Origin of the sequence: Pseudomonas migulae NBRC 103157, from assembly GCF_002091715.1 — a bacterium.
GTDB lineage: Bacteria > Pseudomonadota > Gammaproteobacteria > Pseudomonadales > Pseudomonadaceae > Aquipseudomonas > Aquipseudomonas migulae_A.
Genome location: NZ_BDAG01000010.1, coordinates 40,039 through 57,576, shown reverse-complemented (window position 1 = coordinate 57,576; position 17,538 = coordinate 40,039). Strand labels below are relative to the sequence as shown.

The window sequence follows — 17,538 nt, the reverse complement described above, 5'->3', positions numbered from 1 at the left end:
GTCTATTCAAGCTGTGCACCGTCCGTAGCCCCGTCGAAACTTTCTCGCTTGCCCCGCAGTCATCAAAAGACAGGGGCAACCGGGGACCATCAGGCGGGAGGCGATATGGCGGCGATCCACATTGGTATTTCAGGCTGGCGCTACACACCCTGGCGGGGGGATTTCTACCCGAAGGGGCTGACCCAGAAGCGCGAATTGCAGTTCGCGTCACGGGCGGTCAACAGCATCGAAATCAATGGATCGTTTTACGCCCTGCAACGGCCCGAACGTTACGCTGAGTGGTACGACGAAACCCCGGCAGACTTCGTCTTCAGCATCAAAGCCCCGCGCTTCATCACCCACATCAAACGCCTGCGGGATATCCACAAACCCCTGGCGAATTTCTTTGCCTCAGGGGTATTGGAACTCAAGGAAAAACTCGGCCCTGTCCTCTGGCAATTCCCGCCCAGCTTCAAATTCGACGCCGAGCTGTTCGAACACTTTCTAGAACAATTGCCCCGCGACACTGAAGAAGCGGCCAGCCTCGCCCGCCAGCATGATTCGCATGTGAAGGGTCACGCCAGCATGAAGGCGTACAAGAAAAAGCCACTGCGTCATGCCGTCGAGATCAGAAACGACACGTTCGTCGACCCGGCGTTTGTGCGCCTGCTCAAACGCCACAACGTCGCCCTGGTGATCGCTGACACTGCCGGAAAATGGCCGTATCGCAAAGACATCACCGCCGACTTCGTCTACCTGCGCCTGCACGGCGCCGAAGAACTCTATGCCAGCGGTTACACCGCCCAAGCGCTGGAACGCTGGGGCGAGCGGATCGACGCCTGGAACCACGGCCGACAACCCTCGGACCCGCAACTGATCGCACCGCGGCAAAAGCCCAAGGCGCGCAAATCCCGGGAAGTGTTTTGCTATTTCGACAATGACATCAAGGTCCGCGCCCCCTTCGATGCCCGTCGCTTGCTCGAATATTTTCATCTCGACAAGCGCCTCGCCACCACCCCCGGCGTGCCTGCTGCCGAAGGGGTGCTGCCATGAATGGGCCCGAGCCGTTCAATGCCGCCGATGATCAACCGCCAGCCATGGCCGCTGCGCGCCGTTTCACTGTGCTGACGGTCAACACGCACAAGGGTTTTACCGCGTTCAACCGGCGTTTTATCCTGCCGGAACTGCGTGAAGCGGTGCGCAGCGTATCCGCCGACGTGGTGTTTTTACAGGAAGTCCACGGTACCCACGAACATCACCCTCGGCGCTATAGCAACTGGCCGACGATGCCGCAGTACGAGTTTCTCGCCGACACGCTGTGGCCGCAATTCGCCTACGGACGCAACGCGGTGTACCCGGAGGGCGATCACGGCAATGCGCTGCTGTCGAAATTCCAGATCATTCGCCACGACAATCTCGACGTGTCCATCAGCGGACACGAGAACCGCGGCATCCTGCATTGCGTATTGCGCCTGCCCGGCGACGGCCCGGAAGTGCACGCCATTTGCGTCCATCTGGGGCTGCGCGAAACCCATCGCAATGAACAGCTGAAGCTGCTGGCCCAGCGTCTCGAAGAGTTACCGAGCGCTGCACCGGTGATCGTCGCCGGCGACTTCAACGACTGGCGCCAGCGCGCCGATGCACTGCTCAAGCCTTGTGGTTTGCGCGAGGTGTTTGCCGAACACCACGGCAAACCGGCGCGCAGTTTTCCGGCCCGCTTGCCGGCCTTGCGCCTGGACCGCATCTACGTGCGCAACCTCAAGGCCAGCCACCCGAAAGTCCTGGCGACGCGGCCTTGGTCGCACCTTTCCGACCACGCACCGCTATCGGTGGAGATCGAGCTATGAGCAGCGCTCCGATGGAGAAAAGCACCGTGGAACACGTGTCCACCAACCCGCCGATCCGTGAGCCCGGCGCGGTCGACGTCCAGTACGGCTGGCAGGGCAACAACCTGGTGGAACTGCTGGAGAATGGCGAAGCATATTTTCCGCGGGTGTTCGAGGCCATGCGCCAGGCCAAGACTGAAATCCTCCTGGAAACCTTCATCGTGTTCGAGGACAAGGTTGGCAACGAACTGCAGCAAGTGCTGATCGAAGCGGCGCAACGCGGCGTGCGGGTCACCGCCAGCCTCGACGGTTTTGGCTGCGGCGAGTTGACCACCGGCTATCTCGCCGCATTGAGCGAGGCCGGCGTGCGCATTCAGATATTTGACCCGGCGCCGAAACGGCTCGGCATTCGCACCAATTGGTTTCGGCGCCTGCACCGCAAGATCGTGGTGGTCGACGGCACGATCGCGTTCATCGGCGGGATCAACTTTTCCGCTGACCATCTGGCCGACTTCGGCCCCGAGGCCAAGCAGGATTACTCGGTTGAAGTGCAAGGCCCGGCGGTGGCCGACATTCATCACTTCGCCCTGCTGCAAAGTGGTCGTCCGGCGCGGGCCAAATACTGGTGGCAACGAAGGCGGCAGCGGCGTTCGGAACTGGCTTTCAGCGATCACGATGGCCAGGTTCGCTTGGTGTACCGCGACAACGGCGATCACCAGACCGATATCGAAGAGGTTTATCGACAAGTCCTGCGCAGCGCCCAGCGTCGCGTAGTCATCGCCAATGCTTACTTCTTTCCCGGGTATCGCCTGCTGCGCGAGATACGCAACGCCGCCCGCCGTGGCGTCGAGGTGCGGCTGATTCTGCAAGGTCAGCCGGACATGATGGTGGCCAAACTGGCGGCGCGCATGACTTATGACTACCTGCTCAAGGCCGGAGTGCAGATTCATGAATATTGCGAGCGCCCGCTGCACGGCAAAGTCGCGCTGGTGGACGAGGACTGGAGCACCGTCGGGTCGAGCAACCTCGACCCGCTGAGCCTGTCGATGAACCTGGAAGCCAATGTGCTGATCCGCGATCGTGCCTTCAACCGCGACTTGTTCGAACGCCTCGAAACGCTGAGCAACAACCACTGCAAAGCCATGTGTGCGGACAAATCCCCGCGCGGACGGGTCTGGCACATGACCGTCGGTTTCCTGGTGTTTCACTTTCTGCGGCACTTCCCGGCGTGGGCCGGCTGGCTGCCGGCACACAAGCCGCGCCTGAAACCCTTCACCCACCTCGATGGAGGCGACCATCATGAACCGCGTTGAAGCGCACCCGGCGCCTCACGCCGACAGCCCGACACCCGACTCGATAAAAAAATCACGCTGGAGCCGCTGGAAAAAACCGCTGACGATGGTGTTTTTCCTGGCGCTGATCGTGCTCTTCACGATGCTGGCCCAGCGCATCGAATGGAGCGAGGTGTTCGACAACCTTGCCGACTTCAAGGTGCGCACGCTGATCATTGCCTCCGGGCTGACGCTGGTGAGTTTTCTGGTGTACGCCTGCTTCGACCTGATCGGCCGCACCTACATTCGTCAGGACCTGACCTGGAAGCAGATCCTGCCGGTGGGCATCATCAGCTACGCGTTCAACCTCAATCTCAGCGCCTGGGTCGGTGGCATCGCCATGCGTTATCGTCTGTATTCGCGACTCGGCGTGAGCAAAAGCAACATCGCGAAAATCCTCGGCCTGAGCCTGGCGACGAACTGGTTCGGCTACATGGTGATTGCCGGCGCGGTATTCAGCAGCGGCCTGGTGCGCATGCCGCCCGGTTGGAAACTCAGCACTGACGCGCTGCAAGGTGTGGGGATTTTATTATTGCTGGTGAGCGCGGGTTATCTGGCGGCGTGTCGGTTTTCCACGCGGCGCGAGTGGGCCATTCGGGGCGTGGAAATCAACCTGCCTTCCTTGCGCATGGCGATCCTGCAACTGTGTCTCGGCGCACTGAACTGGTCGCTGATGGCGGCGGTGATTTTCACCTTGCTGCCGAGCAAACTGGATTATCCGCTGGTACTCGGGGTGTTGCTGATCAGCGCCATCGCCGGGGTCATCACCCACATTCCGGCAGGGCTCGGGGTGCTGGAAGCGGTGTTTGTGGCATTGCTGCAGCATGAAGTTTCGCGGGGGAGCCTGGTGGCGGGGTTGCTGGCGTATCGGGCGATTTATTTTATCTTGCCGTTGCTGATTACGTTGGTGATGTATCTGATTGTCGAGGCCAAGGCCAAGTCGCTGCGGATTGCGAAAAAGCCCAAGTGATTGGGTGCCTTTGAAAACGCTATCGCGAGCAAGCCCGCGCCCACATTAGACCGCATTGCAATGTGGGAGCGGGCTTGCTCGCGAATGATCTCGAGAACACTGCAAATCTCATGTCGACTGGATAATACTCAACCGCTCACCCACCACCATCTCGGTAATCCAGTCCACCAGAATCGAGGTGTACGCCTGTTGCGAAACCGGCTCGCTCAATGCGTGATCGGCACCGTCGATAATGCGGTGCGTCAGCGAATGCGTCTGCTGGCACGCGGCGCGGTAGCTCATGATCGTCGCGTGTGGCACGTAGTCGTCGTTCTCAGACTCCACCAACAGCACATCCCCGGTAAATTGCGAACAGGCGTGCAACGCGCGATTGCTGTCGGCACGAACCAGCGTGCTGCGGTAATCACGCAAATCCATCTTGTCCAGATCGCGCTTGGGCGTATGCCATTGCTCGTCGCGATACAGCGCCGGCACCCGCAGCGCCAGCCAGCGTACCGGCCGCAAGGAAGTCAGGATCGACGCCAGGTAACCGCCATAACTGGTGCCGACCACGGCAATCGCCGAGGTATCGAGCGCCGGGTGCGCGAGCAATCGGTCGTATGCCGCCAGCAGGTCGCGCAGGTTGTCTTCGCGGGAGACCCGCGTCAGCGGAATGCCGGTCCCGCCGGTGTGCCCGCGCAAGTCGAACGTCAGGCACACGCAGCCTAGACCGGCGATGCCTTTTGCCCGCTCAAGGTCGCGTTCCTGGCTGCCACCCCAGCCGTGCACGAAGAGCACGCCGGGGACTTTCGATTTGGGGCTGAGAAAAGTCCCGCTCATCTGTTCATCGTCGATGTCGATCTGAATGGTTTCGCTTCTAGCCGTCATAGGAATGGACCGTTACGTACTTGAGAAGAAATTCACTGTTTTGCGCCGGCCCGCGGTACACCTCGATGGCGTCCGCCGGCAGCGCCTGATCGACGTAGGTTTCCACCGAAGACACGCGGATGGCGCGCATGCCCGGGTGATTGACGAAACTCTGCAACGCCGCCACTTCCGCACTGCTCGCGCCGCCCATGCGCCAGGACTGTTCGAGTACACCGCTGCGCTGCCGGCCGTTAGTGTCCAGGCCTTGCGCGATGTCGTAGTTGCGACGCGACGCGTAGAAACCGGGATAGGCCTCATTCGCGGCGTTGTCGAACACCTGGGCTTGCCGGATCGCCAATCGCACCTCATCGGGCAGATCCAGCCTGAGCAGATCGTCGTAGTCACCCTGCACCACCAGCAGGTTGGACCCTCCGTAAACCTGCTCGCCCTGAGCGTCTTTGGTCAAGTATTGATCACCGCAATAGCTCAGCACGTTGTCGCCGATGAAGCTTTGCCCGACGCTGTGGGTCACCACATCGGTCAGGTCCTGTTCCAAAACCACGCCTTCGGTGAACAGTGTTTGGGCCTCGGGCCTGGCCAGGATTTCGTCGAACTGATCAAGGCTCTTGATCACCTCCTGACCCCGCCCGGCACAGGCATGAATCGGCTTCAAGCGAATCGGGCCGCTGTACAGCAAGTGTTCCGCCGCAGGACGCGCATCGTCGAAGGAAAACACGCTGAAGCCATCGAGCACCACGCTGCGCACCCGCTCGGAAAACAGCGGCGACCAACCTTGCGGAGCATGGGCATTCTTGTTGCGCAGGCCGTGGCTGATGGCTTTGGTGCAGATGAAATCATGCTCGACGTAGCCACCCCACAAATCCTCCGGTCCGCTGACTCCGAGCTGTCGCGCGGCAGCGGCACCGACCAGGGTTTGAGTGGGCAACAGATAAAGGTCTCGACCGCTGTGCCGTTCGGGATCGTAACTGCCACCGAATTTGAGCCCGAGGATAAGCGCGAGCCAACGGGCCAGCGCGCGGTTGGTTTCGACTTCATGTTGTGGCGCGTCGGGGCGCACCGAATGGGCGACTACCAGCTTCTTGCGGTTTGTTGGGGTCATGCGTCCCCCTTCAATCGGCGCTAGATGAATGTAGTGGTAGGGGTGCAGAGATCAGGCCAATGGCACCCGGTGTGAAATGAGCGGCAAATCAAGAAGTTGTTGAAAAGGTGATAGCACTACGCCTGTCTTATTCTGCACGACACCTGTTTCAGTTCCGGCATTTTGCACGACTCTCGCCTTGCACAGATCAACTGTGGGAGCGGGCTTGCTCGCGAAGGCGGCATGTCAGTCAGCATCAATGTCGACTGACATGCCGCCTTCGCGAGCAAGCCCGCTCCCACATTTTGATCTGCGGCGTTCTGGCTAACGAGCCATGGCGGCAGTCGGCGTCACGCCAAACCGAGACCGATAATCACTCGGCGCCAGCCCGGTTATCTTCTTGAACGTCGCGCGAAAGGCACTCGGGTCCTGATAGCCCACGGTCCAGGCAATGTGATCGATGGTGCCGTTGGTGAATTCAAGCATTTCCCGAGCCTTGCCGACCCGCAGGTGCTGGCAGTATTCGGTGGGTTTCAACCCGGTCGCGGCGCGGAATCGGCGCAGGAACGTGCGCTCTTCCAGCCCTGCCCGTTCGGCCATCGCCGTCAGCGACACATCCGTCGCCCCCGTGCTTTGCAGCCAGTGCTGAACCTTGAGAATCGAGGCGTCGCCATGGCTGAGGATCGGTGAAAAATTACTGCCGCATTCGCTCGCGCTGTCGCTGTGTTCCACCACCAGAAAACGCGCCGTGCCGGTGGCGATGCTCGGCCCCAGCAGCCGGTCGACCAGACGCAAACCCAGCTCGGACCAGGCCATTAACCCGGCGGTGGTAATCAGGTCGCCGTCATCGACGATGGGTGTATCAGCCTTGAGTCTGATCGCCGGGTAACGTTCGGCGAAGGCCTTGGCCGAGGTCCAGTGGGTGGTAGCGCTGCGGCCGTCGAGCAGACCGCTTTCGGCCAATAGAATCGAGCCCACGCAAACGCCGCCAAGGGTCGCACCTTGTGCGTGTTGCTGCCGAATCCAGCTCAGCAAGCCTTGCGGCGCCTGTCCTTCGGAAAAACCGGCAATCGACGGCGGGATCAACACCGCCACCAATGCACCGTCCGGCGCGGGATGGCTGTCGTAGACGCGCTTGGGCGCCTGATCGCCATCGACCTGCCAATGGCTGACCCGCAACAGCGGCAACTGCGCCGCCTGATAGTCGGCGGCAATCCGGTTCGCCACCCCGAACAAGTCCGTCAGCCCGTGCACCGCCGCCATCTGCGCGCCCGGATAAATCAGCACGCCCAGCTCGGCGATTGCCCTTTGTGCGTCCATTGTCAGTTTTCCCCCTTCTATTGTCGGTGCGGCCAATCCTCGGACGGCCCGCCAGACCCGATACTTCATTCCACACCCAACACACACTCGAGGAAACAGTCATGGCCAAGCAAGCACTCATCGTAGTCGATATCCAAAACGACTACTTCCCCCAGGGCAAGTGGCCGCTGGTCGGTGCGGATGCCGCTGCGGACAATGCCGTCCGCCTGATCAAGGCCTTCCGCGATGCCGGCGATTCGGTGGTGCACATTCGCCACGAATTCACCTCCGATGAAGCGCCGTTCTTCACCCCCGGCTCTGAAGGCGCGAAGCTGCACCCCAAAGTCCTCAACCGCGCCGACGAGCCGGTGGTGCTCAAGCATTTCGTCAACTCGTTCCGCGAAACCGAACTGAAGTCGATCCTCGACGAACAAGGCATCAAGGAACTGGTGGTGGTCGGCAGCATGAGCCACATGTGCGTCGACGGCATTACCCGTGCCGCCGCTGACATGGGTTATGTCGTCACCGTCATTCACGACGCCTGTGCCTCACGGGATCTGGAGTTCAACGGCCTCACCGTTCCGGCCGCCCACGTTCACGCAGCCTTCATGTCGGCGCTGGGTTTTGCGTATGCCAGCGTGGTGTCTACCGACGAGTTCCTGGCTGGTTAAGACGAAAACCTGTGGGAGCGGGCTTGCTCGCGAAGGCGCCGGGTCAGTTGACATCAACGTTGACTGACCCGGCGCCTTCGCGAGCAAGCCCGCTCCCACAGTGGTGCGTGACGTACACATCAGTTGTGAACCCACAGGTTCAATAGCCCGAAAAAATCTCACGCGTGAGCTATTGAGGGCGGCGGAAATTGCCTGTAGTGTTTCTCACGCGTGAGTTTTTTCACAACGAGGTCAGCATCATGAACAGCAGCTCTCCACCAGATCCGGCTTCCGGTTCTGTGACCGATTCCGCGAGCCGCAAGGGAGAGCGCTCGAAGCCGTCCGCGAAAAAACCGTCGAGCTTCTACATGAAGCAGATGCGCGCGGGCCTGGGTGCCGCCGGTTATGTGAAACACGAGACTTGGGTGCTTCCCGAAAACCGAAGCCTGCTCAAGCAGATGGAGAAACAGCTACGCCAACCGATTCTGGCTGGCTCATTCATGTCGGAGAATTACATGAGCGCAGGTAACACCTGGAACATCGATCGCCTCTACAGCGCCCTTCAAGCCCTGGACGAAGTGGTCTCGAACGACATCACCCTCTCCCTGGTTCAAGGCTCCGAGTCCAGCATCAAGCTGGAAATGAACGACTTCGGTGGCTTGCCGATTTACATCGCAGTGGTGGGCGACCAGATCATCGTCGATACCGTGCTGGTCGACATCGAGTCGATCAAGGACGTGCCGGCCTTCAATGAGGCCGTGTTGCGCAGCCGGGAAATGTTTCCGCTGTCGTCGATCGGTATCGAGTCCATGCCCAACGGCCAGGTCGTTTACAACATGTTCGGCGCGTTGAGTTCCGACTCGAGCCTGACCAACGTCGTGACCGAGGTGAAAACCCTCGTCGACAACGTCCAGCGCGCCAGCGAAGCCTTCGAACGTTTCTTCAATTAATTATTCGGGATTAGGGAGTATCCAATGACTCAGTCCATCTGGAGCAAATTGTTCACCGCGCTGCGTGGCGGTGCCAATGAGGTCGGCGAATCGATCGTCGACCAGCAGGCCCTGCGCATCCTCGACCAGGAAATTCGCGATGCCGACAGCGCACTGGCCAACGCCAAGCGTGAGCTCGTCACCATCATGGCCAAGCACAAACTGTCGGCCGATCGCGTCGGCGAGTACAACGCCAAGATCAAGGACCTGGAATCCAAGGCTCTGGCCGCGATCCAGGCCAATCGCGAAGACCTGGCACTGGAAGTGGCCGAAGCCATTTCGACCCTGACCAACGAACTGGATGTCGAGCAAAAGCAGGCCACCGAATTTGGCGGTTATGCGGACAACATGCGCAAAGACATTACCAAGGCTGAAAGCCGCATCAGAAGCTTGCGCCAGCAAGTGGACATGGCCAAGGCGCGCGAAAGCGTACAGAAAGCCCAGGTCAGCGCGTCCATCGCCAGTGGCGGTGCCAACGGCAAGCTCGAAACCGCGGTCGGCACGCTGAACCGCTTGCAAGCCAAGCAGCAGCAACGCGCCGCTGAACTGGAAGCGCAGGACCAACTGGCCGATGCGTCGACCGGCACCGACCTGGAGCGCAAGCTTCGCGAAGCCGGCATCACGCCGGATACCGGCAGCGCCAACGCGATTCTGGAACGCCTGAAGCAGAAATCGGCTGAGTAACAGAGGCCGGATGCATAACCTGTGGGAGCGGCGGTGCGAGCAAGTCGAATCGTCGCACCGCCGCTCCCACATGGATTCTGCGCCATGTTTTTTGTTGATTCGAGGTCAAGGATGGATGCCCTGAAGGGTTTCAAGACAATCGCCAGCCTCGCCATTTTCATGGTGGCGCTGCAACTGCTCAATGTCGCGACCGGTTACAGCCTTGTGGCCTTCGGCCTGGTGCCGAGAACAGTCCACGGACTGGGCGGCATCATCACCTCACCCTTTTTGCACGCGTCCTTTGCACACCTCAGCGCCAACCTGATTCCCTTCCTGATTCTGGGCACCCTGGTCATTGTCGACGGGCTCAACCGGTTCCTGGGCGTCAGCGCGATCATCATTGTGCTGGGTGGCGCGCTGGTCTGGTTGTTCGGTTTTTCAGGCGTGCACATCGGCGCCAGCGGCTGGGTATTCGGATTGTGGGCGTACCTCCTGTCTCGTGCCTGGTTCCACAGGAGCTGGGGCAACCTGATCACGGCCAGCGTCGTGGCCTTGCTCTATGGCGGCCTGGTCTTTGGCTTCCTTCCCCGCCAGGGTGTTTCCTTCGAAGGGCATCTGTTTGGTGCGCTCGCCGGATTTATTGCAGCCAAGATACTTTTATCTGCACCGCGCAACAGGTTTAATGCCGCTCGGTAGCCGCACTCCAGCATTCAGACGCCGGGGCGATTACCTCGCCAGGAATGAGCCCCCATGGAGTCAGGGACGAAATGTCGATTTTCCTATTACTGCGCATGTACGCCTCGTCCCTCTTCCACCGGTTCGGTTGGGCAGGACTGGTCATTGCCTTGGGCGTGCACCTGAGCACAGCGTATCTGGGCCTGGTGTTGCTGGGCGAACAGCACCTCACCGCCCCCGCCACGTTTACCTACTTCTATCTCACCACCACGCTCACCGTCGGCTATGGCGATCTCGCGCCACAGACATCGGCGGGACGCATTTTCGTGGCCACCTGGGTCATGCTCGGGGGCATTGCGCTGTTGACGGCAGCCATTGGTAAAACCACCAGCAGCGTTATCGATGTATGGAGAAAAGGCATGAAGGGCAAAGGTGATTACACCGGCAAAGTCGGGCATACGGTGCTCATCGGCTGGGAGGGTGCAGCCAGCGAGCGGGTCGTTGAATTGTTGCTTCAGGATGAAACCTCCAACGACAACCTGATCGTCATTTGCGATTGCACCCTTGAAGAAAACCCCATGCCGGGCCAGGCATCTTTCATCAAGGGTGAAAGCCTGTCCTCGGTGACGCTGTTACTGCGCGCGGGTGTTCCGGGGGCCGAACGCGTCCTGGTGCGAACCCATTCAGACGACCTGACCCTGGCCACGGTGCTGGCGGTCAATCAACTGAAGCCTGTCGGGCATGTGGTCGCGCACTTCAATGACAGTGAAATCGCTGCGCTCGCCAGCGCCTACGCGCCCAGCCTGGAATGCACGTCTAGCATGGCCATCGAGATGCTGGTGCGCGCCTCTCAGGATCCGGGTTCGTCCGTGGTCATCAACGAGTTGCTGTGTGTGGGCCAAGGCGCCACCCAATACTTGATGAAACTGCCCGAGACGTTCAACGCTACGTTCGGCGATCTGTACACGCAGATGAAGGAACACCACAACGCCACGCTCATCGGCTACCGCGCCAAAGGCGCCCGGCAACCGTCGATCAACCCGCCCAGCGCGACGCGCGTTGACGGCGGCGAACTCTTCTATATCGCCTCCACCCGCCTGAAGGAAATCTCCAATGGGATGGTTTAAGCAGCTGATGGGGCTTGAGGCCCCGAACGCGAATACGGAATCGAATTGGACAGCCAGCGACACTCAGCCGACCACCGGCCCGTTGGGTCTGGCGTTGGGCAAAGGTGTGATGTTCGACAGCACGCTTAAATTGCTGTTCGACGGAAAAACCGCCGTGGCCATCCCGGACTCCCAACAGATCTGGAGCAACGGCACCCTTGACCTCGGCCAGTCGACCTGGCTGTCGCGCTACTACATGAATGACGAAGACTACTGGCTGCAAGTGCACACCACCGGCGACATCGCCGGCCAGGTCGAGTCAGTGATCCTGTTCAACTACCTCAGCTACATCACCATCAGCAGCGAAGCGGAGCTACGGCGGCTGGCCGGCCCGCAAAGCCTGATCGGGCTGCCGACTTACACACACAACGGCGTCGAGTACACCCGCGAATGGGGTACCGAGGATGGCCAGACTGAACTGGTGGCGTTGAGCGAGCAGCTGAAAAACCCGGATGAGTCCTACAGAGTCGAGCACCGTTCGATGCTGTACGCCCGCGACACCGGCCTGACCGATCGCCGGGAGTTCCTGCTGTTTTCCGTCGAAGAGGACGCCGAAGGCACCATCAGCTTGAGCACTTCGCTGGGCATTTCGCTGTACACCACCGACCTGAACACTTTTTAAAAAGGAAGAAACCCATGCTAGAAGCGCTCTCCATTTCCCTGAACAAAGCCGCCGTGTTCGGGTTTGTTGCTTACATCCTCGGCGCCGCCGTGCTGTTCGCGCTGTTCCAGTTCATCTACACCCGCCTCACCCCGCACAAAGAATTCGAACTGATCCGTTCGGGCAACGTGGCGGCCGCGATTGCCTTGGGTGGCGCGATCATCGGTTTCGCGATTCCGGCCAGCAACGTGATTGCCTACTCGATCAGCATTCTCGACTTCGTCGTCTGGGCCGTGATCGCCGCGTTCGTACAATTGCTGGCATTCCTGATGACCAGCCTGGTGCTCAAAGGCTCCTCCGAGCGCATCAAGAAAGGCGAAATCGCTGCGGGCATCTACGTGGCAGCGGTGGCCATCAGCGTCGGCATGTTGAACGCCGCCTGCATGACCCCTTCCCAGAACTGATCGCGCACGGAGCTCCCGATGAAACGAAGCAAGTACGTTCAGCTGTCGCTGGCAGCCTCGGTCGCCATGGCGATTTCAGGCTGCGGGCCGACGGAAAAAACCTACTCGATGCAGAAGAAGTACAACTTCCAGTCCGTTCAGCAATGCGCCGATGAAAAGCTTCCGGTGGACGTCTGCTCGGACGCCTTCATGACCGCTATGGCCGAACATCGGCGCATTGCACCGGTGTACGACAACCAGGCCGATTGCGAAGCCGACTTCGTCGCCGACTGGTGCCAGCAGGATTCCGCCGGCAAATTCATCCCGAAACTGGGCGGCTTCGAACTGACCGCCGATGGCGAGGTGACCCAATCCCAGGTGGACGCCGCCAAGGCTCAACTGCCCGCCTCGGAAGCGAACAGTGGCGGCTCCGGATTCTCCGGCACCAGCCTGCTGACCGGTCTGCTGATCGGCAACATGCTGAGCAACAACCGCAACAGCTACTACTCCGAGCCGGTTTACCGTTATCGGGATGACCGGGGCAGCTATTCGTCTTCGACGCTCGGCCAGCGGATTGCCAAGGGCTCGACTTTTACCAAATCCAATCAGGCGCGATACGGCAGCAGCAACTACGCCGACTCGATTCGTTCCACCAGCAAACCGATGTCCGTTGCCTCGTCCACTTCCCGTGGCGGCTTCGGCAGCAAAGCCAGTGCACGCAGCGGCTGGGGCGGCGGCGGGTCGAGCAGTTAAGGAAACAGGGCCATGAAGAAAATCCTCTGCGCAGAGCGTCATGACTGGAAACAAACTGCCGAGAACCTCGGCTTTCTGTTCCACACCATCGACGATGAACCTTATTGGGACGAGAGCGCGTACTACCAGTTCACGCTCAAGCAGATCGAGAACGATCTCGAAGACCCGACCACCGAGATTCATGAGATGTGCATGGATCTGGTGGCCCGCGTGGTGCAGAGCGAGGCGTTGCTGGAGCGCCTGAGCATTCCTGCACCGTTCCATGACATGGTTCGTACTTCATGGCTCGAAGGTCATCCGCATCTTTACGGGCGTATGGACTTTTCCTACAACGGCAGCGGCCCCGCCAAACTGCTGGAGCTCAACTACGACACGCCGACCAGCCTGTATGAAGCGGCGGCGTTTCAGTGGGGCTGGCTGGAGCAATGCATCGAACGCGGCTTGCTACCCAAGAACGCCGACCAGTTCAACAGCATCGACACCAAGCTGCATCAGGCCTTTGCTCAACTGCAGCTCTCACAGCCCTTCTATTTCGCCTCGATGAAGGACTCGGTCGAGGACAAAGGCACCACCGATTACCTGCGACTGGTGGCGGAAAAGGTCGGCATCGAATCCCGCCACATCGACATCGAAGACATCGGCCTCACCAGTGATGGACGCTTCGTCGATCTTGAAGATCGCTGGATTCCTCACCTGTTCAAACTGCACGCCTGGGAGTTCATCTTCCACGAGCCTTTTGGTACAGCGATTGCCCAGAGCGATACGCAGTTTTTCGAACCGGCCTGGAAATCCATCATCTCCAACAAAGGCATCCTGCCGCTGCTGTGGGAATTCAACAAAGGCCACCCGAACCTGCTCGCCGCCCATCTGGATACCGACCCGAACAAAGCGGTGCCCAAGGGCTGGGTGCGCAAGCCATTCTTCTCGCGGGAAGGCGCCAACATCGAGCTGCAAACGGCTGACGGCCTGATCGTGAAAGAGGACGGCCCCTACACAGACGCGCCGTTTATCCTTCAGGAGTTTGCGCCGTTGCCACAGTTTGGCGACAGCTACACCTTGATCGGTTCCTGGGTGATCGGTGATCAGGCGGCGGGGATTGGTGTGCGGGAGGACAACAGTTTGATCACCAAGGATTCGAGCCGGTTCTTGCCGCACTTGATACTCGACTGAACAATCACCGTTCGTGAAAAAGCCCACTGCCGTGCATCGGGCGTCGGGTTGAAACAGGTGTAAACCCGATCGAGGACCAGACAACCACAAGACTTACCGCTGAAAAGCCGGATAATGGCGTCCAAATCGTCTAGCCCGTTATTCTGGTAATCCCCCATGGAAATCAAGGTCAACTTTCTCGACAACCTTCGGCTTGAAGCCAAGTTCGACGACTTCACGGTGGTGGCCGATCAACCTATCCGCTACAAGGGCGATGGCTCGGCACCGGGTCCGTTCGACTACTTCCTGGCTTCGTCGGCGTTGTGTGCGGCGTACTTTGTGAAGTTGTACTGCAGCACACGCAATATCCCCACGGATAACATCCGCCTATCGCAGAACAATATTGTTGACCCGGAAAACCGCTACAACCAGATTTTCAAGATCCAGGTCGAGTTGCCGGCGGACATCTCCGACAAGGACCGCCAAGGCATCTTGCGCTCCATCGACCGTTGCACCGTGAAAAAAGTGGTGCAAGCCGGGCCTGAGTTTGTGATCGAAGAGGTGGAAAACCTCGACGCCGATGCCCAGGCCTTGTTGATGCCTGCTTCCAGTTCAGAAGCGAGCACTTACATTGCCGGCAAGGATCTGCCGCTGGAGCAAACCATTGCCAATATGTCGGCCATTCTGGCGGACCTGGGCATGAAGATTGAAATCGCCTCGTGGCGCAATATCGTGCCCAATGTGTGGTCGCTGCATATCCGCGATGCACACTCGCCGATGTGTTTCACCAACGGCAAGGGTGCGACCAAGGAAGGCGCGTTGGCGTCGGCGTTGGGCGAGTTTATCGAGCGGCTCAACTGCAACTTCTTCTACAACGACCAGTTCTGGGGCGAAGGCATCGCCAATGCAGAATTTGTGCATTACCCGGATGAGCGCTGGTTCAAGCCTGGCCGTAAAGACGCGCTGCCGACTGAAATTCTCGACGAGTACTGCCTGAAGATTTACAACCGCGACGGCGAGCTGCGCGGCTCCCATCTGATCGATACTAACTCGGGCAATGAAGAGCGCGGCATCTGCTCGCTGCCGTACGTGCGCCAGTCGGACGGCGAGGTCGTGTATTTCCCCTCCAACCTGATTGAAAACCTGTTCCTCAGCAACGGTATGAGCGCCGGTAACACGCTGGCAGAAGCCCAGGTGCAGTGCCTGTCGGAGATTTTCGAGCGCGCGGTCAAACGCGAAATCATCGAAGGTGAATTTGCGCTGCCGGATGTGCCGGCCCACGTGCTGGCAAAATACCCAGGGATCCTCGCCGGTATTCAGGCGCTGGAAGAACAGGGTTTCCCGGTATTGGTGAAGGATGCGTCCCTGGGCGGTGAATTCCCGGTGATGTGCGTCACGTTGATGAACCCCCGCACTGGCGGTGTGTTCGCCTCGTTCGGCGCGCACCCAAGCCTGGAAGTGGCGCTGGAACGCAGCCTGACCGAATTGCTCCAGGGTCGCAGCTTCGAAGGCCTCAACGACCTGCCCCAGCCGACGTTTGAAGGTCATGCAGTGACCGAGCCGAATAACTTCGTCGAGCACTTCATCGACTCCAGCGGCGTGGTGTCCTGGCGCTTCTTCAGTTCGAAGTCGGATTACGAATTCGTGGAGTGGGACTTCTCCGGCCAGGGTGAAAACTCGAATGCCGAGGAAGCTGCGACCTTGTTCGGCATTCTCGAAGGCATGGGCAAAGAAGTGTACATGGCGGTCTACGAGCATATCGGCGCAACGGCCTGCCGCATCCTGGTGCCGGACTATTCGGAAATTTATCCGGTAGACGATCTGATCTGGGATAACACCAACAAAGCGCTGTTCTTCCGCGAAGACATCCTGAACCTGCATCGCCTGGACGAAGACGAACTGCGAGCGCTGGTGGAGCGCCTGGTGGAAAGCGAGCTGGACGACTACACCGACATCACGTCCTTGATCGGCATCGAATTTGACGACAATACAGCCTGGGGTCAGCTGACGATTCTGGAGTTGAAACTGCTGATTTATCTCGCCTTGCAGCAATATGAAGAGGCGAAAGAGGCGGTGGAAATGTTCCTGCAGTACAACGACAACACGGTTGAGCGCGGCTTGTTCTACCAGGCCGTCAATGTGGTGCTGGAGATGAAGCTGGACGAAGACCTGGAACTGGAAGACTACGAGGCCAACTTCCGTCGGATGTTTGGCAACGAGCGGATGGATGCAGCGATCGGCTCAGTGGACGGCAGCGTGCGCTTCCATGGTTTGACGCCGACCAGCATGAAACTGGAGGGCCTCGACCGGCATCTGCGCCTGATCGACAGCTACAAAAAACTGCACCAGGCGCGGGCCAACGTCACGACGTTATCCCGTTGACCGCAATCCTGTAGGAGCCGGCTTGCTGGCGAAGAACGGTGACACGGTTTGCCTGATTTACCGTGTGATCTTCTTCGCCAGCAAGCCGGCTCCTACAGAACGAGGTGCAAAAGAAAACCCCCGACCAGTCCAGAGGATTGATCGGGGGTTTAGAGGCTAAACCTTATGGTCGAGTCTCAGATGTTTCCTAGAACGGGATATCGTCATCAAAGCTGTCGAAATCCGGAGCTGGCTGCGGAGCGGCCTGCTGTTGTGGAGCCGGACGCGACTGTTGCGGTGCTGCCGACTGCTGCGGACGCGGAGCCTGTTGGCGCGGGGCCGGAGCGGACTGCTGATAGTTGTTGCCCCCACCTTGTTGGTCGCCCTGCTGTGGACGGCCGCCGAGCAGTTGCATGGTGCCTTGCATGTCGACCACGATTTCAGTGGTGTAACGCTTGATACCGTCTTTTTCCCACTCACGGGTCTGCAGCTTGCCTTCGATGTAGACCTGCGAACCTTTACGCAGGTATTCACCGGCGATTTCCGCAACCTTGCCGAACATCGACACACGGTGCCATTCAGTCTTTTCAACTTTCTGACCGGTTTGCTTGTCGGTCCACTGTTCGCTGGTCGCCAGACTCAGGTTGGTCACGGCGTTACCGTTAGGCAAGTAGCGAACTTCGGGATCCTGGCCGCAAGTGCCGACCAATATGACTTTGTTAACCCCACGGGCCATAA

The 17,538-nt window shown here is 59.5% G+C and carries 18 protein-coding genes; 14 read left to right on the top strand and 4 right to left on the bottom strand.

All coding sequences use genetic code 11. The features are described from left to right. Positions 1-105 precede the first annotated feature (105 nt). Genes PMI01S_RS10140 through PMI01S_RS10125 form a run of 4 tightly spaced genes read left to right on the top strand, consistent with a single transcriptional unit; the run spans position 106 to position 4,106 of the window. The gene (locus PMI01S_RS10140; RefSeq protein WP_084319658.1) at positions 106-1,032 is read left to right on the top strand and encodes a DUF72 domain-containing protein; all 927 of its coding nucleotides are present in this window, start codon (positions 106-108) and stop codon (positions 1,030-1,032) included. Continuing rightward, on the top strand, positions 1,029-1,826 hold the full coding sequence (locus PMI01S_RS10135) for an endonuclease/exonuclease/phosphatase family protein (RefSeq protein WP_084319657.1): 798 nt from the start codon (positions 1,029-1,031) through the stop codon (positions 1,824-1,826). Before PMI01S_RS10140 ends, PMI01S_RS10135 begins: the two co-directional genes overlap by 4 nt. Next, entirely contained in the window at positions 1,823-3,118 is a 1,296-nt protein-coding gene (gene clsB, locus PMI01S_RS10130; protein ID WP_084319656.1) for a cardiolipin synthase ClsB, read from the top strand. The genes PMI01S_RS10135 and clsB overlap by 4 nt, the downstream gene beginning before the upstream one ends. Then, positions 3,105-4,106: a lysylphosphatidylglycerol synthase domain-containing protein gene (locus PMI01S_RS10125; RefSeq protein ID WP_084319655.1), complete on the top strand. Its 1,002-nt coding sequence runs from the start codon at positions 3,105-3,107 to the stop codon at positions 4,104-4,106. The genes clsB and PMI01S_RS10125 overlap by 14 nt, the downstream gene beginning before the upstream one ends. Positions 4,107-4,214: 108 nt before the next feature. On the opposite strand, the gene PMI01S_RS10120 is transcribed toward PMI01S_RS10125, so the two are convergent. The 3 genes from PMI01S_RS10120 to PMI01S_RS10110 all read right to left on the bottom strand — a co-directional run bounded on the left by PMI01S_RS10120 (position 4,215) and on the right by PMI01S_RS10110 (position 7,371). Continuing rightward, positions 4,215-4,973 (bottom strand): alpha/beta hydrolase family protein, encoded by a 759-nt coding sequence (locus tag PMI01S_RS10120; RefSeq protein WP_084319654.1) that lies wholly within the window; start codon positions 4,971-4,973, stop codon positions 4,215-4,217. Beyond that, positions 4,963-6,072 carry a DUF3182 family protein gene (locus tag PMI01S_RS10115; RefSeq protein ID WP_084319653.1) on the bottom strand — a complete coding sequence of 370 codons (1,110 nt, stop codon included), beginning with the start codon at positions 6,070-6,072 and terminating at the stop codon, positions 4,963-4,965. Before PMI01S_RS10115 ends, PMI01S_RS10120 begins: the two co-directional genes overlap by 11 nt. A 303-nt stretch (positions 6,073-6,375) precedes the next feature. Next, complete coding sequence (locus PMI01S_RS10110) at positions 6,376-7,371, bottom strand: GlxA family transcriptional regulator (protein ID WP_084319652.1); 996 nt, start codon at positions 7,369-7,371, stop codon at positions 6,376-6,378. A gap of 101 nt (positions 7,372-7,472) precedes the next feature. Between PMI01S_RS10110 and PMI01S_RS10105 the strand changes: the two genes are divergently transcribed. From PMI01S_RS10105 to PMI01S_RS10060, 10 genes are all read left to right on the top strand, one after another. Continuing rightward, on the top strand, positions 7,473-8,021 hold the full coding sequence (locus tag PMI01S_RS10105; RefSeq protein WP_084319651.1) for a cysteine hydrolase family protein: 549 nt from the start codon (positions 7,473-7,475) through the stop codon (positions 8,019-8,021). Positions 8,022-8,368: 347 nt separating this feature from the next. Next, complete coding sequence (locus PMI01S_RS10100) at positions 8,369-8,950, top strand: YjfI family protein (RefSeq protein ID WP_090473980.1); 582 nt, start codon at positions 8,369-8,371, stop codon at positions 8,948-8,950. A gap of 24 nt (positions 8,951-8,974) precedes the next feature. Beyond that, positions 8,975-9,673, top strand: a complete 699-nt coding sequence (locus PMI01S_RS10095; protein ID WP_084319650.1) for a PspA/IM30 family protein — start codon at positions 8,975-8,977, stop codon at positions 9,671-9,673. A gap of 111 nt (positions 9,674-9,784) precedes the next feature. Continuing rightward, on the top strand, positions 9,785-10,348 hold the full coding sequence (locus tag PMI01S_RS10090; RefSeq protein WP_084319649.1) for a rhomboid family intramembrane serine protease: 564 nt from the start codon (positions 9,785-9,787) through the stop codon (positions 10,346-10,348). Positions 10,349-10,419: 71 nt separating this feature from the next. Continuing rightward, positions 10,420-11,454 (top strand): ion channel, encoded by a 1,035-nt coding sequence (locus PMI01S_RS10085; protein ID WP_084319648.1) that lies wholly within the window; start codon positions 10,420-10,422, stop codon positions 11,452-11,454. Beyond that, a complete protein-coding gene (locus PMI01S_RS10080) occupies positions 11,441-12,115 on the top strand; it encodes a DUF2491 family protein (protein ID WP_084319647.1) in 675 nt (224 codons plus the stop codon). The genes PMI01S_RS10085 and PMI01S_RS10080 overlap by 14 nt, the downstream gene beginning before the upstream one ends. Before the next feature lie 14 nt (positions 12,116-12,129). Then, on the top strand, positions 12,130-12,558 hold the full coding sequence (locus PMI01S_RS10075; protein WP_084319646.1) for a DUF350 domain-containing protein: 429 nt from the start codon (positions 12,130-12,132) through the stop codon (positions 12,556-12,558). 18 nt (positions 12,559-12,576) lie between these two features. Further along, entirely contained in the window at positions 12,577-13,290 is a 714-nt protein-coding gene (locus PMI01S_RS10070; RefSeq protein WP_084319645.1) for a DUF1190 domain-containing protein, read from the top strand. Between the two features lie 12 nt (positions 13,291-13,302). Next, positions 13,303-14,460, top strand: coding sequence for a glutathionylspermidine synthase family protein (locus PMI01S_RS10065; RefSeq protein WP_084319644.1), 1,158 nt, complete (start codon positions 13,303-13,305; stop codon positions 14,458-14,460). Positions 14,461-14,616: 156 nt separating this feature from the next. Then, positions 14,617-16,821, top strand: coding sequence for an OsmC domain/YcaO domain-containing protein (locus PMI01S_RS10060; protein WP_084319643.1), 2,205 nt, complete (start codon positions 14,617-14,619; stop codon positions 16,819-16,821). 187 nt (positions 16,822-17,008) lie between these two features. Here PMI01S_RS10060 and PMI01S_RS10055 read toward each other — a convergent pair whose 3' ends face one another. After that, complete coding sequence (locus PMI01S_RS10055; protein ID WP_056743429.1) at positions 17,009-17,536, bottom strand: single-stranded DNA-binding protein; 528 nt, start codon at positions 17,534-17,536, stop codon at positions 17,009-17,011. Positions 17,537-17,538 lie beyond the last annotated feature (2 nt).